This is a genomic window from Niastella vici (assembly GCF_002077945.1).
In the GTDB taxonomy this organism is placed as follows: domain Bacteria; phylum Bacteroidota; class Bacteroidia; order Chitinophagales; family Chitinophagaceae; genus Niastella; species Niastella vici.
In genome coordinates, this window is record NZ_LVYD01000055.1 from 1 (window position 1) to 20,802 (window position 20,802).

Here is a 20,802-nt window from a genome sequence, read left to right on the forward strand (position 1 = left end):
TCCACATTTCTGTGAAGCTCTCTTCGTGATCCCGTCAGGATTCAAACCTGAAACCTTTTGATCCGTAGTCAAATGCTCTATTCAATTGAGCTACGGGACCATCTTTTTTCGTGAATGGGCGGCAAAGATATACATCTTTCATATTCAACCCAAAAGAAAATAAAAAAATGGAAAACTGCCTAAATTCCAATCTTTTTAGATGGTTTAGCAATATATTTGCCTGGTACAATCCTTTCCGATACTTCCACTTAGAAAAAGCACCAGGCTGCGATACTTTACAGTTTTATAATTCAGGGTTTATTTAAACAAAAACTGGAAAAGATGACATTTTTTCAAAAGAGCTCAATTGCGCTACAATTTTTTAAAAAGCTTATTGTTAGGTTGTTTTGTACAATATACCTGAGCAATTTAAAACTCAATTTGAGTAAAAAGAAAACCAGCAACACCAGGTCTGGCATATCTCGCTCTATCTACGCGTTTAAATTAGAAATAGTACGTATCAATAAAAATAAGCCATAAGATCTTTGCAACTAAATAATGCATTGTTTTTGTCTTTTAGCAGGAGGGAATAAATGATCTTTCACAAGTTTAACAGGTACATTTAATTAAATAATCACAACTGTACGGCATGCCCAATAAGCGTGTCTTTAACAATGAAAAAAGCCTTGTTTATTCATACTATAAGTAGAATAAATTGAGGTGATTTTTTTCATTATCAGAAGATATGTTTATCAAATTTGGCAAATGACCGTTCCCATTCACATTGGTAAAATAATACAGGCAGAAGTAGAGAATAAACGGCTTACTCAGAAAGAATTTGGTGCCCTTATAAATAAAAACGAAAAAACGGTGCCAGATATTTATGCTCGTGCTTCTGTGTCAATCGATCTGCTGGTAACTATTTCAGTGGCCCTTAAAAAAGATTTTTTAAACGTCTTTTACAGCGAAGAGCCCATGAAAGGCTTACGCAATGATGAGGTGTCGGCATTAAATGGTCAATTACAAAAGGTCATCGAAGAAAATAAACGCCTGCAAAAAGAACTGGCATTAACGCAAAACCTCGCCGAAGCCCAAAAAGAAACTATTACTTTAGCCAAAGAGCAAATAGAACAGTATAAATTGAAGCTGACAGAGCAGGTAAACAAAAATTGCCCCTGAAATCTCCGCCTATTTTCTCCGCTTTTACAACTCCCTGATATTCCTTAAATTGCATGAGCATTCTACAGCGGCCTATTTATAATGCTCAATCTTCATTATGAAAATTCAATGCTGGTCAATCGGTAAAAACCATGAACCATATGTAAAGGAAGGCATCGAGGACTTTACCCGCCGCCTTTCAAAATACTTTCCCGTTGAATGGAACCTGATGCCCACTCCCAAAAACGCCGGCATGCTCAGTGAAATGGACCTCAAAAAGAAAGAAGGCGAAACCATTCTCGAATGGCTTAAAAAAGATGATTATCTGGTATTGCTCGATGAACGCGGCAAATCATTCTCTTCTCCCGAACTGGCCGATTTTTTACAGGCCCGCGCCAATGAAAGCACTAAAACCCTCGTTTTCCTCATTGGTGGCGTTTATGGTGTCGATGAAGCCGTTTTTAAAAGAGCCAACACCACCTGGTCGCTCTCGAAACTGGTATTCCCACACCAACTGGTGCGCCTGATCCTGGCCGAACAACTCTATCGCGCCTGCACTATTTTACGTAACGAAAAATACCACCATTCTTAGCTTAAATTTTATTCTTCCCCTTTCGTAATAAGCTCACAAACTTTTCAAAGGGATCATCGCCCCTGATATCGAGCCGCTGAATAAGCAATGGATTGCGAAGCGGCAGCCTGTTTAACCGGTTGCCTATGCGAAAAGCCAGCTCAATGTCATTGGCGGCAAGTGTTTTGTAAAATTGTAGCCGTTTAACAGGGTTTCGTTTTGGAAAAGCGCCATAGGGGAAGGCCAGGCAGGGCTGATAGCTAATATCCATGCTTTGCAACAGTCTCTTGGTAGCTATAATATCCTGGTTAATTTCGTCAGGTGTTAGTTTTTTATAACTCTTATGGTCATAGGAGTGCAGCCCGTATTCAACCAGCTGTTGGTCCATGGCCTGTATATCACTTAACTGCAGGTATTCATTGTTTGCATGATCGTGTGCCTGTTCGGGCTGCAGGAAGGCTGGTACTAAAAAAATATTCGCCTTCATGCCATATTTTTTCAGCAGCGGGTACATGACCGTAAAATTGTCGCGGTACCCATCGTCGAATGTTATAAGTACAGGTCTTTGCGGTAAGGGAGTTTGGGTACGGGTATAATTAAGCAGGTCGCTTAATAGTAACGGCGTATAACCCTGCTTAAGCAGGTAATTGAATTGTGCTTCGAGGCTGTTAGCGGGCACCGTTAACCCATCACGATCGCCATTACCCGATACCTTGTGGTACATTAATACCCGTAACTGCGGGATCTTTTCTCTTACAAGCACCCGCCAAACCAACCATGACAGCAACATCAAAGCTGAAAAAATATACCAGTATATCATTATTGTTGTGCCCTGTCGTGTAGCTCTTTTATTTTTAAATATTTGGCGAAATGAGAGTAGGCCGAAAAGGTTGACCAGTACAGGCCTTTGGCGCCATTCAAAAAATTCCTTTCCAGTAAATAGTATTTGAAAAAGTTAAAAGGAATGGCGATCACCACGGCTGCCAGCGATTTGTTCTTCCCTTTCTGAAAAGCCATTTCCGCTGAATAAGAGGTGTACTTGTTAAACTTTTCGAGGTATTGATTAATGCTGGAGTAGCTATAATGCTGTATAATGTGCCGCATTTTTTTTACGGGACCGCTCACCTGTATACTTTCATGCACCTTATCATGAGTAAAACCACCTTTTTGCCGGTTGAACAGTCGCAAAAAATAACGCCTGCTTTCTTTACCGTGGGTGAACTCCTTGTTCAGGAATACCAGGTTCATGGGAAATGCATAACCGGCATAGGGGCTATCGCTCTCCGTTATGCTGATGATCTCCTGTACGAGTGCATCGGTTAACACTTCATCGGCATCAATACACAGTACCCAATCGTTCTTTACCAGCGATACGGCAAAGCGTTTTTGGGAACCATATCCATCAAATTGTCGTGAATAAACCGTACATCCGAATTGCTCACATATGGCAACGGTGTTATCGGTACTATGACTGTCAACTATAATGATCTCATCGCACCAATATAATTTCGACAATGTTTTGCGAATGATGTGCTCTTCATTATAGGTAATAATAACAGCGCTTACCTTCAGGCCGGTTACACGCATTTTGGGTACAGGCAATAAAGTCCTGTGAATGGCAGGGGCTTCTGCAATCATCATAAAGTAATGATAAGATGAGAAAAAATTATTATACCAAGGTCTTGCTAAAGGGTTTTCAACGTCGCAATAGGGTACTGGATCGCATCTGTGACATTGTGCAATTATAAAATGGCAGAATGAACAATACCCCTATAAGATCAAATGAAAAAATTACTGGAGCACATCAAAATAATAAACCCGTTCTCTTTTGGCCGAGCCGCCAAAAATGCCAAGGCCATTCGCGATATTCCCGGAAGGGGAAATGAGCTGGTTGGTAGGCACCGACCCAAAATCGGTCTTGTATTTTTCGTACAACTTCAGGTAATTGTACAGTTCCCTGCTTACTGATTTTAATTGCAGCCGTACGCGGCCTTTTTGCGGGGGATTTACAAAGAATTGTTTATCGATATACACTTTCGTGGTGTAAAGCTCGCCATTGAATACGGGGTCAGAGAAGAAGATACGCCGGAACGGATTGGTGAGCTTGTCGATCTTTGCATTTTCCGACTGGCCATCTTCAGTATATACGTTTAACCGAACAAACTTGTTGAGGCCAACGGTGTCGGTCAGGATCTTTATCCCCGGGGTATTCTTTACCTGTTGATAAAACTCTTTTCCCTCTTTGGTGTCGTAACTGTACCGCTTGTTCCTGTACCAAAACCAGTGATTGTTCTTTACCAGTTCCTTTACGGCTTCAATAATGTAAAACTCTTCAAAGTCTGCCGAGTCTTTCCAGGTTATACTGGCGGCAAATACATCTGTATTGTTGAAAGTGGTGGAGGCGGAGTCAACCGAAATAAGCCGGGGAAACGGGGGTATATGGGTACTTGCTTTTACAATGCCGAGGGTAGGGTGGTTGATCTCGATCTTGTAAGTGGTATTTGATTTAAAGCGGTTCCTGTTCGTAAATACCGAGGTGGGGTTGTTTGCATATTGCGATGAGTAATTGGGTTGGCATACCCAGCTCATTGTATTGGTGCCGGTAATGGTAACGGTGGCGTCGTTCACTTTTTCAAAACGTATCAGGCTGCCGTTCTCTACCTTAATGGTTTTGCCGATAGGGATCTTTACCGAATCACCCGCCGTGATCTCTGCCAGTACCACCAGTTTATCGTCTTCGAACTGGTCGCTCGAAAAATTCTTTTTACAGGCGCTTATCAGCAGCACCCCAAAAAAGATCAACAACTTATATGGTGGTTTGTTCCTCGTCATGTTTAAAATGTCACAGTATACGATACATAGGGTGTTATTTTAAAAAACTGGTACTTGGTGGTTACGATCAGCGACCGTTTTCCAAGGGTCCCTTCCAGGTCATAAACATACTGGCTGGGTGAACCATAAATATTATAAACCCCTGCTGTTAACCGGCTGGTGACATGGTTGCCCAGCGTATGATAATTGCTGGCCGAAACATCGAGCCGGTGATAAGGCAGGGTTCGGTACATTTTGGCGTTCGATGAATGATAGATCAACCGGTATTCCCGCGGCGCCAGCGGATCGCTGATCTGCTGGGCATCGTCAAAATCGGGATATACCTGATTGGGCAAACTGTACACATCGCCGGTGGCAAACATCCAGAATGCTGAAAAGGTCCAGTTTTTATTGTACTTGTACGTAGCCGCGGCATTGATCTCGTGGCGGCGGTCGTATTTAAACGGAAATTTGGCGCCATTGTTCAAATCGGCAAACTTGCGCCAGTTCCACGACAGGGTATAGCTGAGGTGTAAATACCAGTTTTCGGTGTTGCGTTCTGCTTTTGTTTCAAATCCATAACACCAGCCATTGCCCAGCTGCACGTTGTCGCCCCAGTTGGCCGTATTCAGGAACAGGTTCTTGCCTTCGGCGTAATTCGTAACCCGCTTCAACTGTTTATAATAAACGTCGGCATAAATGTTCAGCTTTTTATTATCGCGATAGCTGTAACCCAGGTTTACCATATCGCTTTCTTCGGGGTTGAGCTCGGCCGTGCTGGGCACCCAGGCATCACTGTTAATGCCCATATAGGGGTTGGTTACCATGTGCAGGTACTGGGTCATGTGGTTATAGGAGAAGTCGAGCTGGTTATGTTTGTCGAGTTTGTATACCGCATACAACCGCGGTTGCCAGGAGGTATATTTGAAATCGTTATACTGGTAAAAAGATACGCGTACGCCGGGGCGGAAAAAGAATTGTTTATCGGGCCTGATCTCATTTTCATAGAACAGCACCATTTCGCGGAACGATAGCGGGGGAAAGGCCTCAAAATCGCCCGGCTGGTCAATGAATTCAGCCGACACGTTGCTTTCGAATGGGCGAATGCGCGTGTAGGAAGCTTTTCCGCCTATATTGAACTTTACGTTATTGTTGGCCGAAAACTCCAGCGCGGTGCGCAGGTTGTATTGCCTGATGGATGAATATGTGTTATAAACCCTGTTTTGCATCAGCCGGCCCGTACTGTCGTACAGGGTATACCTGAACCCGGCTATATTATCATAATTACTTACGTTAAAAGAGGAATTGATGAAAGCCCGTGAGCTAAGCAGGCGGTTCCAGTTCAGCGAGGCGGCCTTGTTGCCCCAGCGTTGCTGGTTATTGCTATAGTTCTGGTGCAATTGCATTTCATCGTGTCCGGCATAGCCGTTGATCATGATCTTGTCTTTCTTCCCCAGCCATTGCGTGTACTTGAAGTGCAGGTCATAAAAATTTACGCCAATGCCCGATTTCAGCATGCGCAGGATGGGGTTGATCCAGCTTTGGCGAAACGACACCATGATCGAGGAACGGTCTTTTTTTATGGGACCTTCCAATGTAAAGGAGCCGGCCAGCAAACCCGCATTGGCTTCGCCTTGCCATTTTTGCATATTACCGTCCTTCGTCATTACATCTATTACCGACGATAAACCGCCGCCATAGCGGGCGGGAAAATTCTTTTTGTACAGGTACATCGATTTCAGCGAGGTCTTATTGGCAATAGACAGGGTGCCTAACAGGTGCGTGGGGTTGAAAATTGGATTGCCATCGAGCAAAAAAACGTTCTCATCGGGGCTGCCCCCGCGTACCAGCATACCGTAAGTGATCTCGGCAATGTTCTTTACGCCCGGGTCCATATAAAATGAGCGCAAGGCATCCGATTCGCCGAGGATGATGTCGTACGAGTTGGCTTCCTTCGAGGCCTTGTTCTCTTCAATTTCTGTTGCTGCCGGGGCCGGGGTTACTGTAACTTCCTCGATCTCGCTTTTGGGGGTCAGGTGCACATCCATACGGGTGCTTGCCTTCAGGTCGATCTCCATGCGGTGGGTTTCGTAACCCGCATACGACAGGTAAATAACATTTCTGCCTTCAGGAAGTAATATAGTATAATACCCGTGGTTGTTTGAGTAGGTGCCACGTTGCCGGTCGGGTTGCCACACGGTGGCGTCGGCCAGTGGTTCCCCGCTCACGGTTTCTTTTATGTAACCGTATACCGAATACCAGGAAATAAAAAAGTCCTCCGGCAGGGGAATGGGGGAGGGCGTAAGAATGAGTTTATTATTTTTTTCGAGCAGGTTTACCTTCTGGTCGGCCAGTACCTGCTGCAAAACGGCGCCAATGGTTTCGGGCGAACCCCGCAGGGTAATGATCTTGCCGGTATCTATAAAATTGTCGGCATATTCAATAAAGATGTGGCTGTTGAGGTTAATATCATTGAGAAAATCGCGAATAGAACCGTGGTCAAAGGTGGGGGTGTAGGGGCGTGCAAATAGGCTAAGCCGTTGAGCCTGGGTCAGTTGTACACTAATCAAAAGTACCACCAATATACAATAAAGTCGTTTCATGCTATAACTGAAGCTATAGCCTGCAGTTCATCGGTTTTTTTATAAGCCCAAAAATTACAAAGAACTTGCTTATTTCCGATAAAATATGACTTTATCTTTTTCTTTTTTTATCTGCAGCCCGGTGATCAGCCTGAGTTCTTCCAGGGCCTGGTCTACAGGTTGGTTGTTGAATTCAACGGTTACGCGCACGGCTGGGGCAATGGCTGTAAGGGCGGGTGCCAGTTTCAGCTCAACACCATAAAAGTGCGATATATCCTGCAGTACTTTGGGAAGGGGGGTATTATTAAATACCAGCTGGCCGCTGTTCCAGGCAATAAAATTGGAATCGGTAACGGGCGACTGGTAAATATGTCCCTGCGTTAACAATGCCTGCTGGCCTTTGGTAAGAATAACCTGGTTACTGCTTTCAGTAGTGTTTTTATAGGTCACATTCACTTTTCCGGTCACCACTACCACTTCATCGGTGGCCTCGCCTGAATTTACCAGGAAGGTAGTGCCCAGCACCTTTACCTCCGATTTATCGGTAGTCACCAAAAAGGGTTGATCTTCTTTATGTTGCACTTTAAAGAATGCTTCGCCTGTAAGTTCTACGCGGCGTTCTTTTTTGTCGAATTTTTTCAGGTATTTGATCGAGCTGCCCTTGCGTACCAGTACAACCGACTGATCGGGCAGGGTGAGGGTTTCGTTTTGATTGGTGGCGGTAAATGTTTTCCATTGTGTCTTTACACTATACCAGTAGCCGCCGATGGCTATCACGGCCAGCACCAGTATTGCTGCTACGGCGCGTTGGGTGAACAGGGTTGAAATAAGGGTGTGAAAAGGCAATTTGGGCCTGGGGTTCAGCTGCGTGATTTTGTCGTCGAGGTTCAGCCAGGCTTTTTCGGTATTAAATGAAGGGTTAGCCAGCAAAGGGCCGGTTTTTTGCCAAATGACCGCCATGTCATCATACACCTGCCGGCATTCCACATCTGACTGCAGCCATTGCTGCAGTTCCGCAGTTTCCTCAGCAGTTGCCAATCCTCGCAGTTGTTTGGCAATAAGGTTTATAATATGTTCATGTTGGTTCATATGGGTTATCCTGTTGTAATAACATAAAATTGTTGTAAACCCCTACTTATGACGTCAAAAACAATAAAAATATGCAGAGAATTACCGGAAATCCCTGTTTTTGTCTGATGTAGGCCCGCAGGATCTTCAGGGCTTTACCCATTTGGTTCTCAACAGTTTTTATTGAAATTCCCAGGGAGTCGCTGATCTGTTTGTAGGTGAGGTTGCTTACCCGGCTCAAAACGAATACTTCGCGGCACTTGGGCGGCAGGTTTTCCAGGGCGTTTTGTAAAAGGGTGTCGTAGTCGGTTTCGTTGGTTGGAACCGGCGGGCGTTCGCCGGGCGTTTCAATGATCTCCTGTCCGTTAAATTCACCCAGCACGGTTTTTTGCTTTTTTTCCAGAAAGCTGAGGCAGTTATTGCGGATGGCAGTATATAAATACCAGGTGAGCTCTTCGGAACCTATGAGGTTTTGTTTTTTTTCCCAAACGCGCAGAAAAGTTTCCTGAACGATGTCTTCACAACTATGTGGTTCTTTTACAATGGTAAAAGCATATTTGCAAAGCGGCTCATAGTATTTATAAAAAGTTTCCTGGAATAACCGGTATAATTGTTCAGGTTCCTGCATAACCGTGTACGGCAATCATTTCAATAAATGTAATAAAAACTCGTAATGAAAACGTTTAATGTATTTGATAGTGCCACAATATACAAGTTACGCGCCAATACGCAATACTGGCAAATTGTTGAATTATATACCCCGGCAAACGGGTTCGGACAGATTTTCGTAAATTAACTTATATATACATGTTATTACCGGTTTGTTGGCGGCCACCGTATTTTTCAGCAAACTTTTTTTGGGCGTATGCTTTAATGATCGATATTCGTCAGTTAGTTATACATGCATAAAGGGGATTTTTAATAACTGCACATAAATTTCAGTACCCCTGGTTTGCGCGGGGCCAGGGATGACAAGCATTGAGGAATGAAACATAATTTTCAGGATAAGTCTCTTTTACTGGAGTTTAAGAGAGGGAATACACATGCGTTCAGGGCCGTGTATGATCTGTTTTTTCCCGGTCTTTGTTTTTTTGCAAAACGATTGGTCGATAATGACGGCGAAGGGGAAGATATTGCTGCTGATAGTTTTGTAAAATTATTGAACCGGCACGACTCCTTCGATACCCTGCCAAATATTAAAGCCTTTCTGTACATAACTACCCGCAATGCCTGTTTGAATTACCTGCGCTACTCGCAACGCCAGCATTCATCAAAAAGAGAATTGAACCGCATACAGGAAAGAACCGATGAGCATGCCTTAAGTCTTATGGTTCATGCAGAAGTGCTGCGCGAAGTGGAATATGAAATTGAACAGCTGCCCAATCGCTGTAAAGAAATTTTTAAACTGATCTACTACGAGCGCCGCCCCGCCGATGAAATAGCTACCATGCTTGGGATCTCTATCAACACGGTTTGGGTGCAACGCGCAAAGGCCATTCAACTCATCAGGACCAACTTATTAAAGAAAGGTTTACTATCGGCATTGCTTTGCTTTCTGGCAATGAATAGTGAAAGTTCATAAGTTATTGATTTGAGCGCAATCTGTGCAAACTATGAACAAACCGGGAAAATTACCATTCCTCCTTTTGTTAATGCGCCCAATTATTTACGGATATTGTAAAGGAATAGCCCCGAAATGGTGTTTCTATATCAGGGTATTGAACTATGGACACTGAATTGAATATACCGCACATGGGAGAAGTAGATTATTTCGCGGCCTTGCTGCTGAAGCAGTTACGGCATGAAATAACCGAAGCAGAATTGCAGGAGCTGGAAAACTGGAAAGCGGGCCATCCTTCGTTTGCCCGCGTATGTGAGCAGGTGAATGATGGCGAACAATTGCTGGCCGACCTCATTGCATTGAAACAGGTTGATATGGAAGGGTGGTGGCAAAAGATCAGTGACCAAATTGAAACGGTAAAAAAGCCGGTGCCCGTTTATCGCCGCTGGTATGCCTATGCGGCTGCCGCTGTGTTATTGCTGGCGGCAGGAACCTTTGCCTGGAAATATTTAATGCCTGATAAAACACCCGCCACTGTAAATGGGAAAAATGTACCTGTGGTGGCAGATGTGCCGCCCGGTGGCAACAGGGCAACACTCACTTTATCAAACGGGGCTGTTATTGACCTGGGCAATGCCGGCAACGGCCAGCTGGCGCAGGAAGGCAATATGAATGTTTTGAAGCCGAAGGAGGGCGAATTGAAGTATGAACCGGCAACCAGTAATCCCCGGCAAGCAGGGGCGGGCAGGCAACCGGCAGTGATCGCATATAATACCTTAAGTACTCCAAGAGGGGGGCAATACAGCCTGGTGTTGCCCGATGGCAGCCAGGTATGGTTAAATGCCACCTCCTCTATAAAATATCCCACACAGTTTACCGAAAATGAACGGCGGGTGACCATTACCGGCGAAGTATATTTTGAAGTAAAAAGCCTGGCAAAAAAACTTCCATTTATAGTTACTGTGCAATCGCAGGCCGGAGCAAATTTAGAAGTGGTGGAAGTGCTGGGAACACGTTTCAATATCATGGCCTATGATGATGAAGCAACAGCCAAAACAACTTTATTGAAAGGAAAAGTAAAGATCTCGGTGCCGGGTGATAACTTCAGGCTGTTACAACCCGGTCAGCAGGCGCAAATACCACAGCAGTTGGCGGGTAATGGCATCAAAGTAATTGAAGTGGAAGATGTGGAAGATGTGGCCGGCTGGAAGGATGGGTTGGTTACGCTGAAAAATGCCGATGTAAAGACCATCATGCGCATACTGGCCCGCTGGTATAATGTAGAAATAAGCTATCAGGGAAATACCTCCAACTATACATTTACAGGAACGCTCCCACTGAAAAACAATCTCTCCGTTGTTATGAAGCTGTTGGAGTATAACGGTGTTCACCTCACCTTGCAGCAAAATCACAAGATAATAGTTAAGCCATAATTTGATAGTGAACTAAGGGTTTGAAGTTCTTACTCCCCCTTTAGGGGGCTGGGGGTAAAACACATGCGCCGGTAATGAGCATATAACTAACCGGATGATGATGTGCGAAAGGAGCGAGTGTTAAATGAGTAAGGCCAAGCAAACCCTCACAATAGCATGCTTTGGCTTAACCAATTTACCGGTTATACTGATATGCGTTCACTACCAGCGCAGGAGTATTACACTATTCAACCAATACCATGATAAACCTTATCTTATGAAATGTAGACGATGATTTTTTACGTTGTTTCCTGAAATTTGGCAACCAACAGGGCAGGTGATCAAAGGTCTTTAGATAGTGACGGATTGGAATTTTCGGGCTTATACTGATATAACAATTATCATCACCTGACGCAACGCCAATTCAAAGGTACAAAGCCTGCTGCTCCAATTCCAAATTTCACCTGCAAAAACATTTTGCCAAAAACGCGAAAAGGCAATATTTTTTTTAAGCCTATATATAGTTTATTTGTTTGTCAGTTTTGCCAAGTTCTCATAGCGAAACTACAGTTACAAGTTTCAGGTTTCAAGTTGCAGGGAAATACGGATTAACTTGAGGCTGGCCCTGTAACCTGTAACTTGTAACATGTAACAGAGAACCGGTAACGGCATTACTCACTATGTTCCTTACTTCGTTCACGGGCCGTTATATTATAGTACTTCTTAAATGCCTTCGAAAAAGCACTTAAATTAGTATACCCTACTTCTTCTGCCACTTGCGATACCGAATATTTTTTCCCCGATAACAACTGCCACGCTTTTTCCATTCGTATATCGCGTAAATAATCGGCCGGGCTGCTCTGGTACAACTGGTGAAATCCTGTCTTGAGTTTATAATCATTCAATCCCGTTAGCTGGGTGATCTCTTTGAGCGTCCAGTCGTGTTGCAGATCGTCTTCCATTTTTTTTCTGATCCCGTAAATTGCCTGCGCTTCCTGCATGGAAAGGGTTACAGGTTCCCATAAAGGACGTTCCGAAATATTTTCAAGGCATAACGTTAATAAACCCATGCTTTTCATCTGCAGCACAGATGTTGACCGTTTACCCATTTGCAGTAACTGATGCACTTTTGCCAGCAGCCCCCGGTCGGCCACCTGGTTAACCGGTACCAGCATGGCCGGTTGTTCGTGTAAAACTTTTTTCTGAAAATCATTCATCAGAACTAAAGGTGGTAATTTTTCGTCCAGGGTTTCAGTCGGAAATTCAATGTCTACTGAAAAATAAACACCCGCATGTTGAAAATGCAACCGGTTATGCTGAAAAGGAATATACAATAGATTATACCCCTGTTCATAAAATACCAGATTGCCCAGTCCTTCAATATGATACTGTATATGATTGGTTAAATGAAAGCGCAGCTTCAGCATGGGGTCGTACTCCTGCATAACGATGGTACAGCCCCGGTTCAGTATAAAATGTTGCAACCGTACAGTTATTGCCTCACTCTGTATTTGCTGAAACAGCACATGGCCAAAGGTGCCCGATGCCGAAATACCCGTTGCACCCGCAACCAGGTATTTATCCAGTACTTCCGGAAGTTGATCTGTTAACACCAACTCTTTATCATTATCAGCGATCAATTTTATTAGCATACCTACCAATGATTTAATGGGCTATTTTTCACACAGTGGTTTACTGTGCAATGCCATATTGAAATAGCATGCGCCAGAGCCAGGTGAACTGTCATTATTCTTTTGAGAACAGCCTACTGTAAATGATAACCAGATAGGTGAACCACCTATTGCCAAACGTTAGTATCAGATCCATTGTGCAGCGCGATCATCAGGCCCTTGTGGGGATGTTGTAGGTATGCTATAATATGCATGGTAGAGAAAGACGCAGCACCGGCTAAAGGTAAGGGAATTTTTTTCCAATCAATTACGAATTCCGCTTTAAAATTTTGTGAAGAGCAGTGCTAACGCGGGTTTCAATTAGTGCCTGCAGATAGCCTCATCAGCTGATAGTACAGGTAACAGTGGTATTCAACCGGAGTTTATTAAAAAACACGTGTCTGTTTAGTATTACCATAAAAAAATAGCTTATTTTACCAATGAAGTGTTGAACCCCGCCATTTCATTAATTCCGATACCTGCAAAAACACCACCTTTATCCGATCTCCCGGTTTTTTTTAAAAAAAATCATGTTTTCTTATCTAAATTATGACAACCCCAATCCCCGATTCCCTTTGCCAATCACTCAACGTACGAAAAGAACAACCCATTGTACTGCAAAAAGAGCTGGTACCCGGTTATTTGATCAGTTTACGCCCGGTATCGATGCATGACAATAACGACATTAACGTCATTCAGGAATGGCTAACCGATGGGTACCCCGGCAAGGCCGGTTTGCCGGCCGACCAGTTGCGGGTGTTCTTCATACTGCTGGCCGAAAGCACCTATGCCCAGGCTTTTATGGTATTGCTGAACGGTATTACGCCTATTGGTCAGCTGGAGGTATACCAGGTGTTGCACGACGAGCTGAAAGATGCTGTTGATGCCCGGGAAGGCGATTTCAGAATATATGTGCCGGTAATGCCTGTCATCAGCGACTTTCCTCAAATAACAATACAGATCTTACAAACCTGCCTCAGTTACTTCTTTTCCTGTATTGAAGTAAAACGCATTTTTTGGGTGATACCGGTAAGCGATGCGGCCCGAAATAAAGTAGCCCTCAATACCGGCTTCGGCTTACACAAATCACTGCGCGAATTAACCATCGATGGCGAACAGCCGGCGAAAGTATATCAGTATACGCGCCTGATGTAGGCATATTTATATTAAATTGTTTTGTTATCTTTTTTGGTATCTGGCCCCGTAATTAAATAGATACATTTTTCAGTAGACGATATGATTTTTTATCAATTGTTTGGGTAGCGCTTTGCCCATTTTGGGGTGGCGTAGCCTAAATGGGGATTATATAGTAGTTTCTGATTTAAACTTTTTGCCCAAAAACCTGGAAAAAGCTGTATGAATTATTACCAAAAAAACGGAACGCCGTTTGTTTCAAAAGACGGCAACATTGTACCGTGCAGGATCGCTATCTCCAAACATCGATTGTTGGCTCATCAGCTCCTGTGCAATTCTCCAGCAGACCGGTTTCTCAATTTTAAAAGTAAACATTAAAAAACCTGATTATGGCGCGTTCAAAACCCAATACTACCCGCCCGGCGAAGCAAGAAATAGCGGCAGTGCCTGTGAATGGTAAACATCCCTCTTCAAAAAAGAACTCCAAAATATCATTAAGCGAAGCAGATATAGAGAACAATCAGCGGCAGCTAAGCGGCTTTCTCGATTCCCGCGAGTTGTTGCAGGTGCTTACCCAGGTAAAGAACGGGAACTTCAGTGTGCGCATGCCCATTGACCAGGTAGGCCTCAGCGGAAAGATCTGCGATACGCTCAACGAAATAATTTCCCTCAACGAAAAAATGATGATGGAGTTTACCCGTGCCGGTAATACCATCGGTAAGCAGGGTAAGCTGAACCAGCGTATTGAGTTGCCCAATGCCCGCGGCGCCTGGCGCACCGGTGTTGAATCGTTGAACATCCTCATCAGTGACCTGGTGCACCCCACCATCGAGATCGCCGATGTAATTAGCTCGGTGGCAAAAGGTAACCTGTCGAAAGAAATGCCGCTCGAGATCGGTGGCCACGTATTGCAGGGAGAATTTGCCACTATTGCCAAGGAAGTGAACGACATGGTGAAACAGCTGAACCTGTTTTCCATGGAGGTAACGCGTGTGGCCCGTGAAGTGGGTTCTGAAGGTAAACTGGGCGGACAGGCAAAAGTAAAAGGCGTGGGTGGGGTATGGAAAGACCTTACCGACTCGGTGAACCAAATGGCCAGTAACCTTACCGGTCAGGTGCGTAACATTGCCGAGGTAACCACCGCGGTGGCAAAAGGTGACCTGTCGAAAAAGATCACGGTAGACGTAAAGGGGGAGATCCTCGAATTGAAAAATACCATCAACACGATGGTTGACCAGTTAAACTCCTTCTCTTCAGAGGTAACGCGTGTGGCGCTGGAGGTAGGTACCGAAGGTAAACTGGGCGGGCAGGCGCAGGTAAAAGGCGTGGCCGGAACCTGGAAAGACCTTACCGATTCGGTGAACCAGATGGCGAGTAACCTTACCGGCCAGGTGCGCAACATTGCCGAAGTAACCACCGCGGTGGCAAAGGGTGACCTTAGCCGTAAGATCACAGTAGACGTAAAAGGGGAGATCCTCGAGTTAAAAAATACGATCAATACAATGGTTGACCAGTTGAACTCCTTCTCGGCCGAGGTAACGCGTGTGGCGCGTGAAGTAGGGTCAGAAGGTAAGCTGGGCGGCCAGGCAAAAGTAAAAGGGGTAGGTGGGGTATGGAAAGACCTTACCGACTCGGTAAACCAAATGGCGAGTAACCTTACCGGTCAGGTACGTAATATCGCCGAGGTAACCACGGCCGTGGCAAAGGGTGACCTTAGCCGTAAGATCACAGTGGACGTACGCGGTGAGATCCTCGAATTGAAAAATACCATCAATACGATGGTTGACCAGTTGAACTCCTTCTCGTCTGAAGTAACGCGTGTGGCGTTGGAAGTAGGTACCGAAGGTAAACTGGGCGGGCAGGCGCAGGTAAAAGGCGTGGCCGGCACCTGGAAAGACCTTACCGACTCGGTGAACGGGATGGCCAGTAACCTTACCGGCCAGGTGCGTAACATTGCCGAGGTAACCACCGCGGTGGCCAAGGGTGACCTTAGCCGTAAGATCACGGTGGATGTAAAAGGAGAGATCCTGGAGTTGAAGAATACAATCAATACGATGGTTGACCAGCTGAACTCATTTGGGTCTGAAGTAACGCGTGTGGCGCGTGAAGTGGGATCGGAAGGGAAGCTGGGCGGCCAGGCCGAAGTACGCGGTGTGGGCGGAACCTGGAAAGACTTAACAGATAGTGTAAATATCATGGCCAGTAACCTTACCTCACAGGTGCGTAACATTGCCGAGGTAACCACAGCGGTGGCCAACGGTGACCTTAGCCGCAAGATCGATGTGGACGTGCGCGGTGAAATTCTGGAGCTGAAGAATACGATCAATACGATGGTTGACCAGCTGCGTGGTTTTGCCTCTGAAGTAACGCGTGTGGCGCGTGAAGTGGGGTCGGAAGGAAAGCTGGGCGGCCAGGCCGAAGTGCGTGGTGTGGCCGGAACCTGGAAAGACCTTACCGATTCGGTGAACATGATGGCCAGCAACCTTACCAACCAGGTGCGTAACATTGCCGAAGTGACCACCGCGGTGGCCAAGGGTGACCTTAGCCGTAAGATCACGGTGGATGTAAAAGGCGAGATCCTGGAGCTGAAGAACACCATCAACACGATGGTTGACCAGTTGAATGGTTTTGCTTCGGAAGTAACGCGTGTGGCGCGTGAAGTGGGATCGGAAGGTAAACTGGGCGGACAGGCGGATGTGCCCGGTGTGGCCGGCACCTGGAAAGACTTAACGGATAGTGTAAATAAAATGGCGAGTAACCTTACCTCGCAGGTGCGTAACATCGCCGAGGTAACCACAGCGGTGGCCAATGGCGACCTTAGCCGAAAGATAGATGTGAACGTAAAAGGGGAGATCCTGGAGCTCAAGAACACCATCAATACGATGGTTGACCAGCTGCGCGGTTTTGCCTCTGAAGTAACGCGTGTGGCGCGTGAGGTAGGTACCGATGGTAAATTGGGCGGACAGGCAAACGTGCCCGGTGTGGCCGGCACCTGGAAAGATCTCACCGACTCGGTAAACCAGATGGCCGGTAACCTTACCGACCAGGTGCGTAACATTGCCGAAGTGGCCATTGCGGTGGCCAATGGCGACATGTCGAAGAAAATTACGGTTGACGTACGTGGTGAGATCCTGCAGCTGAAAGAAACGCTGAACACGATGGTTGACCAGCTGCGTGCCTTTGCCTCTGAAGTAACGCGTGTGGCGCGTGAAGTGGGTACCGATGGTAAACTGGGCGGACAGGCGTTTGTGCCGGGTGTGGCCGGCACCTGGAAAGACCTTACCGACTCGGTGAACCAGATGACCGGTAACCTTACCGACCAGGTGCGTAATATTGCCGAAGTAACCAAGGCGGTGGCCAGTGGCGACCTGTCGAAAACCGTGGCCATCGACGTAAAAGGGGAGATCCTCGATCTCAAAAACACCATCAATACCATGGTGAACCAGCTGCAGAGCTTTGCCTCTGAAGTAACGCGTGTGGCCCGTGAGGTAGGTACAGAAGGTAAACTGGGCGGACAGGCTGAAGTACGCGGGGTTGCGGGAACCTGGAAAGACCTTACCGATAGTGTGAACATGATGGCCAGTAACCTTACCAACCAGGTGCGTGGTATCGCCAAGGTGGTAACGGCGGTGGCAACCGGTAACCTGAAACAAAAACTTACCATAGTATCGCGCGGTGAAGTAGCGCAGTTAATTGATACCATCAATGAAATGATCGATACGCTGGCGACGTTTGCCGACCAGGTAACTACCGTTGCCCGTGAGGTGGGGGTTGAAGGGCGGTTGGGCGGTCAGGCCAGTGTGCCCGGTGCAAGCGGTATCTGGAAAAACCTTACCGAGAACGTGAACCAGCTGGCGCAGAACCTTACCACCCAGGTGCGTTCTATTTCTGAAGTGGCCTCGGCGGTAACAAAAGGCGACCTTACCCGTACCATTCGCGTGGAAGCAAAGGGCGAAGTGGAAGCCCTGAAAGATACCATTAACCAGATGATCAGCAACCTGCGCGAAACCACCTTGCGTAACCAGGAGCAGGACTGGCTGAAATCGAACCTCGCCAAATTCGGGCAAATGCTGCAGGGCCAGCGCGACCTGAAGACGGTAACACAAAAAATATTATCGGAGCTGGCCCGTGTGGTAAGCGCGCATTTCGGCGCCTTCTATATCCTGAAGCAGGACGATGATACCCAGGTTGTAAACCTGAGCCTGTTTGCGGCTTATGGTTATAAATCAGATAAGAACTTTCAAACCGAATTTGCGATCGGCGAAGGGCTGGTGGGGCAGGTGGCCCTCGATAAGGAACGCATTATTTTGTCGAATGTGCCTTCCAATTACATTCGCATCAGTTCGGCGCTGGGTAAAGCCAAACCAGCCAACGTGATCATTCAGCCGGTGTTGTTCGAGAACAATGTGAAAGCGGTTATTGAGATGGCCTCGCTGGAATCGTTCAGCCAAACCCACCTCGACTTCCTGAGCCAGCTTACAGAAAGTATCGGTATCGTGTTGAACACCATTGAAGCGAATACCCGTACCGAAGAGCTGCTGACCCAGTCGCAATCGTTGGCCAGTGAGTTGAAAGTACAACAGGAAGAGTTGCGCCGCACCAACGATGAGCTGCAGGATAAAGCGCTGTTGCTGGTAAAACAAAAGAATGAGGTGGAAGCCAAGAACAAGGAGGTGGAAGAAGCGCGGCGCTCACTCGAAGAAAAAGCAGAGCAGTTAACACTGACCTCGAAATATAAATCGGAGTTCCTGGCGAATATGTCGCACGAGTTGCGTACGCCGCTGAACAGCTTGCTGATCCTTGCGCAGCAACTGTACGAAAATGCCGAAGGCAACTTAACCGAAAAGCAGATCCGCTATGCGAAAACGATCCACTCCTGCGGTGATGACCTTATACAACTGATCAACGACATCCTCGACCTGTCGAAGATCGAATCGGGGTTCATTACGGCCAACATAGCGCCGGTACGGTATTACGAGATCACCGGCTTTGTGGAAACCACCTTCAAACCCATTGCCGAAGCACGGCATTTGCGCTTTACCATTGAAACCGATACCAAGTTGCCGGAGACAATGGAAACCGATATACAACGGTTGAACCAGATCCTGAAGAACCTGTTGTCGAACTCCTTCAAGTTTACAGAAAAAGGAGAGGTGAAGCTGAAGATCTATGAAGCCAACCGCAACTGGAAACCCGGTAATTCCTCGCTCGACAACGCGCAACGCGTGGTGGCCTTTGCCATCAGTGATACGGGTATTGGTATCCCGCTCGAAAAACAAAGCATCATCTTTGAAGCCTTTCAACAGGCCGAAGGAAGTACCAGCCGTAAATATGGCGGAACCGGTTTGGGCCTGTCGATCAGCCGCGGGTTGACCGAACTGTTAGGTGGAACCATTGAGCTCGACAGCACGCCGGGAACGGGAAGTACGTTCACCCTGTTCCTGCCTATTGATAACGTATCGGGCGTGGTAACGCGCGAAGCACCGGCCAACCTCAACCTGAGCGAATACCAGTACCAGTTGGGCAGCGACAGCGGGGAAATTGATACCCTGTTAAATTCAATAAGGGTTACCGGTGAAGGCAATGATAGCGGTGGTTTGCATATTGTGAGCGAAATGATCAACGATACCGGCGACGACCGCAATAATGTACAACCGAACGAAAAAGCCCTCCTGATAGTTGAAGATGACATCCGCTTTGGTAAGATCATCATTGAAAAGGCGCATCAATATGGGTTGAAGGCGATCGTAGCCACCAACTATATAGAGGTATTCGATTTCATCAACCGCTTTACCCCCATCGCCATAACGCTCGATGTGAAGTTGCCCGATACCAGCGGCTGGAAGGTAATGGAACTGTTGCGCAATGACCTCAGCTACCGCCATATACCCATACATTTGATCTCGGGCGAAGAGAACCGCAGCCTGGCTCTGAAACGCGGGGCCCGCAGCTTCAGGCTAAAACCGCTGGATAATGAATCGCTCAACGACCTGTTCGATGATATTATCTCATTCAATAAGAAAGATGTAAAACAGATCCTGGTGGTAGAGGATAACGAAGTAGACGCTTCACAGATCGTTAAATTGCTGAGCACCGATAACATGCAGGTGACGCTGGCCGAAACCGGCGAAAAGGCCATGCATGATATCAACAGCAGGGATTTCGATTGCATTATCCTCGATTATTCGCTGCCCGACCTGCCTGGTCAGGATCTGGTGAACCTGGTGGCTGAAAACAAACCCCGGTTAACCCCGGTGATCATGTACTCGGCCCGGGAATTCAATAAAAAGGAATTGCAACAATTGAACAACGTGTCGAGCAAGATCCTGTTAAAAGGAGTGAACTCGCTGGAGCACCTGCTCGAAGAAACTGTGCTGCACCTGCACATCAACCACAAAGACCTGCAGGCCGAAAAACGGAAGGTGATCGAGAATATTCGTAAAAAGGAAGATATTCTCACTGGCAAGAACATATTGGTAGTGGATGACGATGTGCGTAATTTATTTGCACTAACCACTGTGTTTGAGCGTTATAATATCAATGTGATCACCGCCGAAAGTGGAAAGGAAGCTATTAATATTATCCGGGACGACAATCCGAAGATAGATATGGTACTGATGGATATCATGATGCCTGAGATGGATGGCTATGAAACCACGCAAAAGATAAGGCGCGAACATAAGAACAGTACCTTGCCTATAATTGCAGTTACGGCAAAAGCGATGAAAGGCGACAGGCAGAAATGTATTGAAGCAGGAGCCTCGGATTATATTACAAAGCCATTGAAGATCGATCAATTGTTGTCTTTAATGAGAGTGTGGTTCTATAAATAGTTAGTAAACCAGGAAATCGTAAC

The 20,802-nt window shown here is 46.2% G+C and carries 13 protein-coding genes and 1 tRNA gene; 6 read left to right on the forward strand and 8 right to left on the reverse strand.

What is annotated here, in order from left to right; translation table 11 throughout:
• Window positions 1-26: 26 nt before the first annotated feature.
• Window positions 27-100, reverse strand: a tRNA-Arg gene (locus tag A3860_RS22545).
• 644 nt (window positions 101-744) lie between these two features.
• Here A3860_RS22545 and A3860_RS22555 point away from each other — a divergent pair.
• Both A3860_RS22555 and A3860_RS22560 read left to right on the forward strand, forming a co-directional pair.
• Window positions 745-1,158 carry a hypothetical protein gene (locus A3860_RS22555; protein WP_081150221.1) on the forward strand — a complete coding sequence of 138 codons (414 nt, stop codon included), beginning with the start codon at window positions 745-747 and terminating at the stop codon, window positions 1,156-1,158.
• A 97-nt stretch (window positions 1,159-1,255) separates the two neighbouring features.
• Window positions 1,256-1,729 (forward strand): 23S rRNA (pseudouridine(1915)-N(3))-methyltransferase RlmH, encoded by a 474-nt coding sequence (locus A3860_RS22560; RefSeq protein ID WP_081150223.1) that lies wholly within the window; start codon window positions 1,256-1,258, stop codon window positions 1,727-1,729.
• 1 nt (window position 1,730) lies between these two features.
• Here the strand turns inward: A3860_RS22560 and A3860_RS22565 are convergent, their stop codons facing one another.
• The 6 genes from A3860_RS22565 to A3860_RS22590 all read right to left on the reverse strand — a co-directional run bounded on the left by A3860_RS22565 (window position 1,731) and on the right by A3860_RS22590 (window position 8,797).
• Complete coding sequence (locus A3860_RS22565) at window positions 1,731-2,498, reverse strand: polysaccharide deacetylase family protein (protein ID WP_245843599.1); 768 nt, start codon at window positions 2,496-2,498, stop codon at window positions 1,731-1,733.
• A 29-nt stretch (window positions 2,499-2,527) separates the two neighbouring features.
• Window positions 2,528-3,349 (reverse strand): glycosyltransferase family 2 protein, encoded by an 822-nt coding sequence (locus A3860_RS22570; protein ID WP_081150227.1) that lies wholly within the window; start codon window positions 3,347-3,349, stop codon window positions 2,528-2,530.
• A 150-nt stretch (window positions 3,350-3,499) separates the two neighbouring features.
• Window positions 3,500-4,540 carry a DUF4249 domain-containing protein gene (locus A3860_RS22575; RefSeq protein ID WP_081150229.1) on the reverse strand — a complete coding sequence of 347 codons (1,041 nt, stop codon included), beginning with the start codon at window positions 4,538-4,540 and terminating at the stop codon, window positions 3,500-3,502.
• A 2-nt stretch (window positions 4,541-4,542) separates the two neighbouring features.
• Window positions 4,543-7,122, reverse strand: coding sequence for a TonB-dependent receptor (locus tag A3860_RS22580; protein WP_081150231.1), 2,580 nt, complete (start codon window positions 7,120-7,122; stop codon window positions 4,543-4,545).
• A gap of 69 nt (window positions 7,123-7,191) precedes the next feature.
• Complete coding sequence (locus A3860_RS22585) at window positions 7,192-8,190, reverse strand: FecR family protein (protein ID WP_081150233.1); 999 nt, start codon at window positions 8,188-8,190, stop codon at window positions 7,192-7,194.
• A 46-nt stretch (window positions 8,191-8,236) separates the two neighbouring features.
• Window positions 8,237-8,797 (reverse strand): RNA polymerase sigma-70 factor, encoded by a 561-nt coding sequence (locus A3860_RS22590; RefSeq protein ID WP_081150235.1) that lies wholly within the window; start codon window positions 8,795-8,797, stop codon window positions 8,237-8,239.
• 357 nt (window positions 8,798-9,154) lie between these two features.
• On the opposite strand from A3860_RS22590, the gene A3860_RS22595 reads away from it, so the two are divergent.
• Both A3860_RS22595 and A3860_RS22600 read left to right on the forward strand, forming a co-directional pair.
• Entirely contained in the window at window positions 9,155-9,751 is a 597-nt protein-coding gene (locus A3860_RS22595) for an RNA polymerase sigma-70 factor (RefSeq protein ID WP_081150237.1), read from the forward strand.
• Window positions 9,752-9,894: 143 nt separating this feature from the next.
• On the forward strand, window positions 9,895-11,163 hold the full coding sequence (locus A3860_RS22600; protein ID WP_081150239.1) for a FecR family protein: 1,269 nt from the start codon (window positions 9,895-9,897) through the stop codon (window positions 11,161-11,163).
• Between the two features lie 650 nt (window positions 11,164-11,813).
• On the opposite strand, the gene A3860_RS22605 is transcribed toward A3860_RS22600, so the two are convergent.
• Window positions 11,814-12,794 (reverse strand): helix-turn-helix transcriptional regulator, encoded by a 981-nt coding sequence (locus A3860_RS22605; protein ID WP_081150241.1) that lies wholly within the window; start codon window positions 12,792-12,794, stop codon window positions 11,814-11,816.
• 567 nt (window positions 12,795-13,361) lie between these two features.
• Here A3860_RS22605 and A3860_RS22610 point away from each other — a divergent pair.
• Together A3860_RS22610 and A3860_RS22615 are read left to right on the forward strand one after the other, a co-directional pair.
• Window positions 13,362-13,967 carry a GNAT family N-acetyltransferase gene (locus A3860_RS22610; RefSeq protein ID WP_081150243.1) on the forward strand — a complete coding sequence of 202 codons (606 nt, stop codon included), beginning with the start codon at window positions 13,362-13,364 and terminating at the stop codon, window positions 13,965-13,967.
• Between the two features lie 368 nt (window positions 13,968-14,335).
• Window positions 14,336-20,779, forward strand: coding sequence for a HAMP domain-containing protein (locus A3860_RS22615; RefSeq protein ID WP_216823491.1), 6,444 nt, complete (start codon window positions 14,336-14,338; stop codon window positions 20,777-20,779).
• Window positions 20,780-20,802 lie beyond the last annotated feature (23 nt).

Bases quoted from the DNA above. Each gene is read 5' to 3' on its own strand.
- A3860_RS22605 (WP_081150241.1), bottom strand. From the start codon at position 12,794: ATGCTAATAAAATTGATCGCTGATAATGATAAAGAGTTGGTGTTAACA.
- A3860_RS22615 (WP_216823491.1), top strand. From the start codon at position 14,336: ATGGCGCGTTCAAAACCCAATACTACCCGCCCGGCGAAGCAAGAAATA.
- A3860_RS22555 (WP_081150221.1), top strand. From the start codon at position 745: ATGACCGTTCCCATTCACATTGGTAAAATAATACAGGCAGAAGTAGAG.
- A3860_RS22590 (WP_081150235.1), bottom strand. From the start codon at position 8,797: ATGCAGGAACCTGAACAATTATACCGGTTATTCCAGGAAACTTTTTAT.
- A3860_RS22595 (WP_081150237.1), top strand. From the start codon at position 9,155: ATGAAACATAATTTTCAGGATAAGTCTCTTTTACTGGAGTTTAAGAGA.
- A3860_RS22610 (WP_081150243.1), top strand. From the start codon at position 13,362: ATGACAACCCCAATCCCCGATTCCCTTTGCCAATCACTCAACGTACGA.
- A3860_RS22600 (WP_081150239.1), top strand. From the start codon at position 9,895: ATGGACACTGAATTGAATATACCGCACATGGGAGAAGTAGATTATTTC.
- A3860_RS22585 (WP_081150233.1), bottom strand. From the start codon at position 8,190: ATGAACCAACATGAACATATTATAAACCTTATTGCCAAACAACTGCGA.
- A3860_RS22565 (WP_245843599.1), bottom strand. From the start codon at position 2,498: ATGTTGCTGTCATGGTTGGTTTGGCGGGTGCTTGTAAGAGAAAAGATC.
- A3860_RS22560 (WP_081150223.1), top strand. From the start codon at position 1,256: ATGAAAATTCAATGCTGGTCAATCGGTAAAAACCATGAACCATATGTA.
- A3860_RS22580 (WP_081150231.1), bottom strand. From the start codon at position 7,122: ATGAAACGACTTTATTGTATATTGGTGGTACTTTTGATTAGTGTACAA.
- A3860_RS22570 (WP_081150227.1), bottom strand. From the start codon at position 3,349: ATGATGATTGCAGAAGCCCCTGCCATTCACAGGACTTTATTGCCTGTA.
- A3860_RS22575 (WP_081150229.1), bottom strand. From the start codon at position 4,540: ATGACGAGGAACAAACCACCATATAAGTTGTTGATCTTTTTTGGGGTG.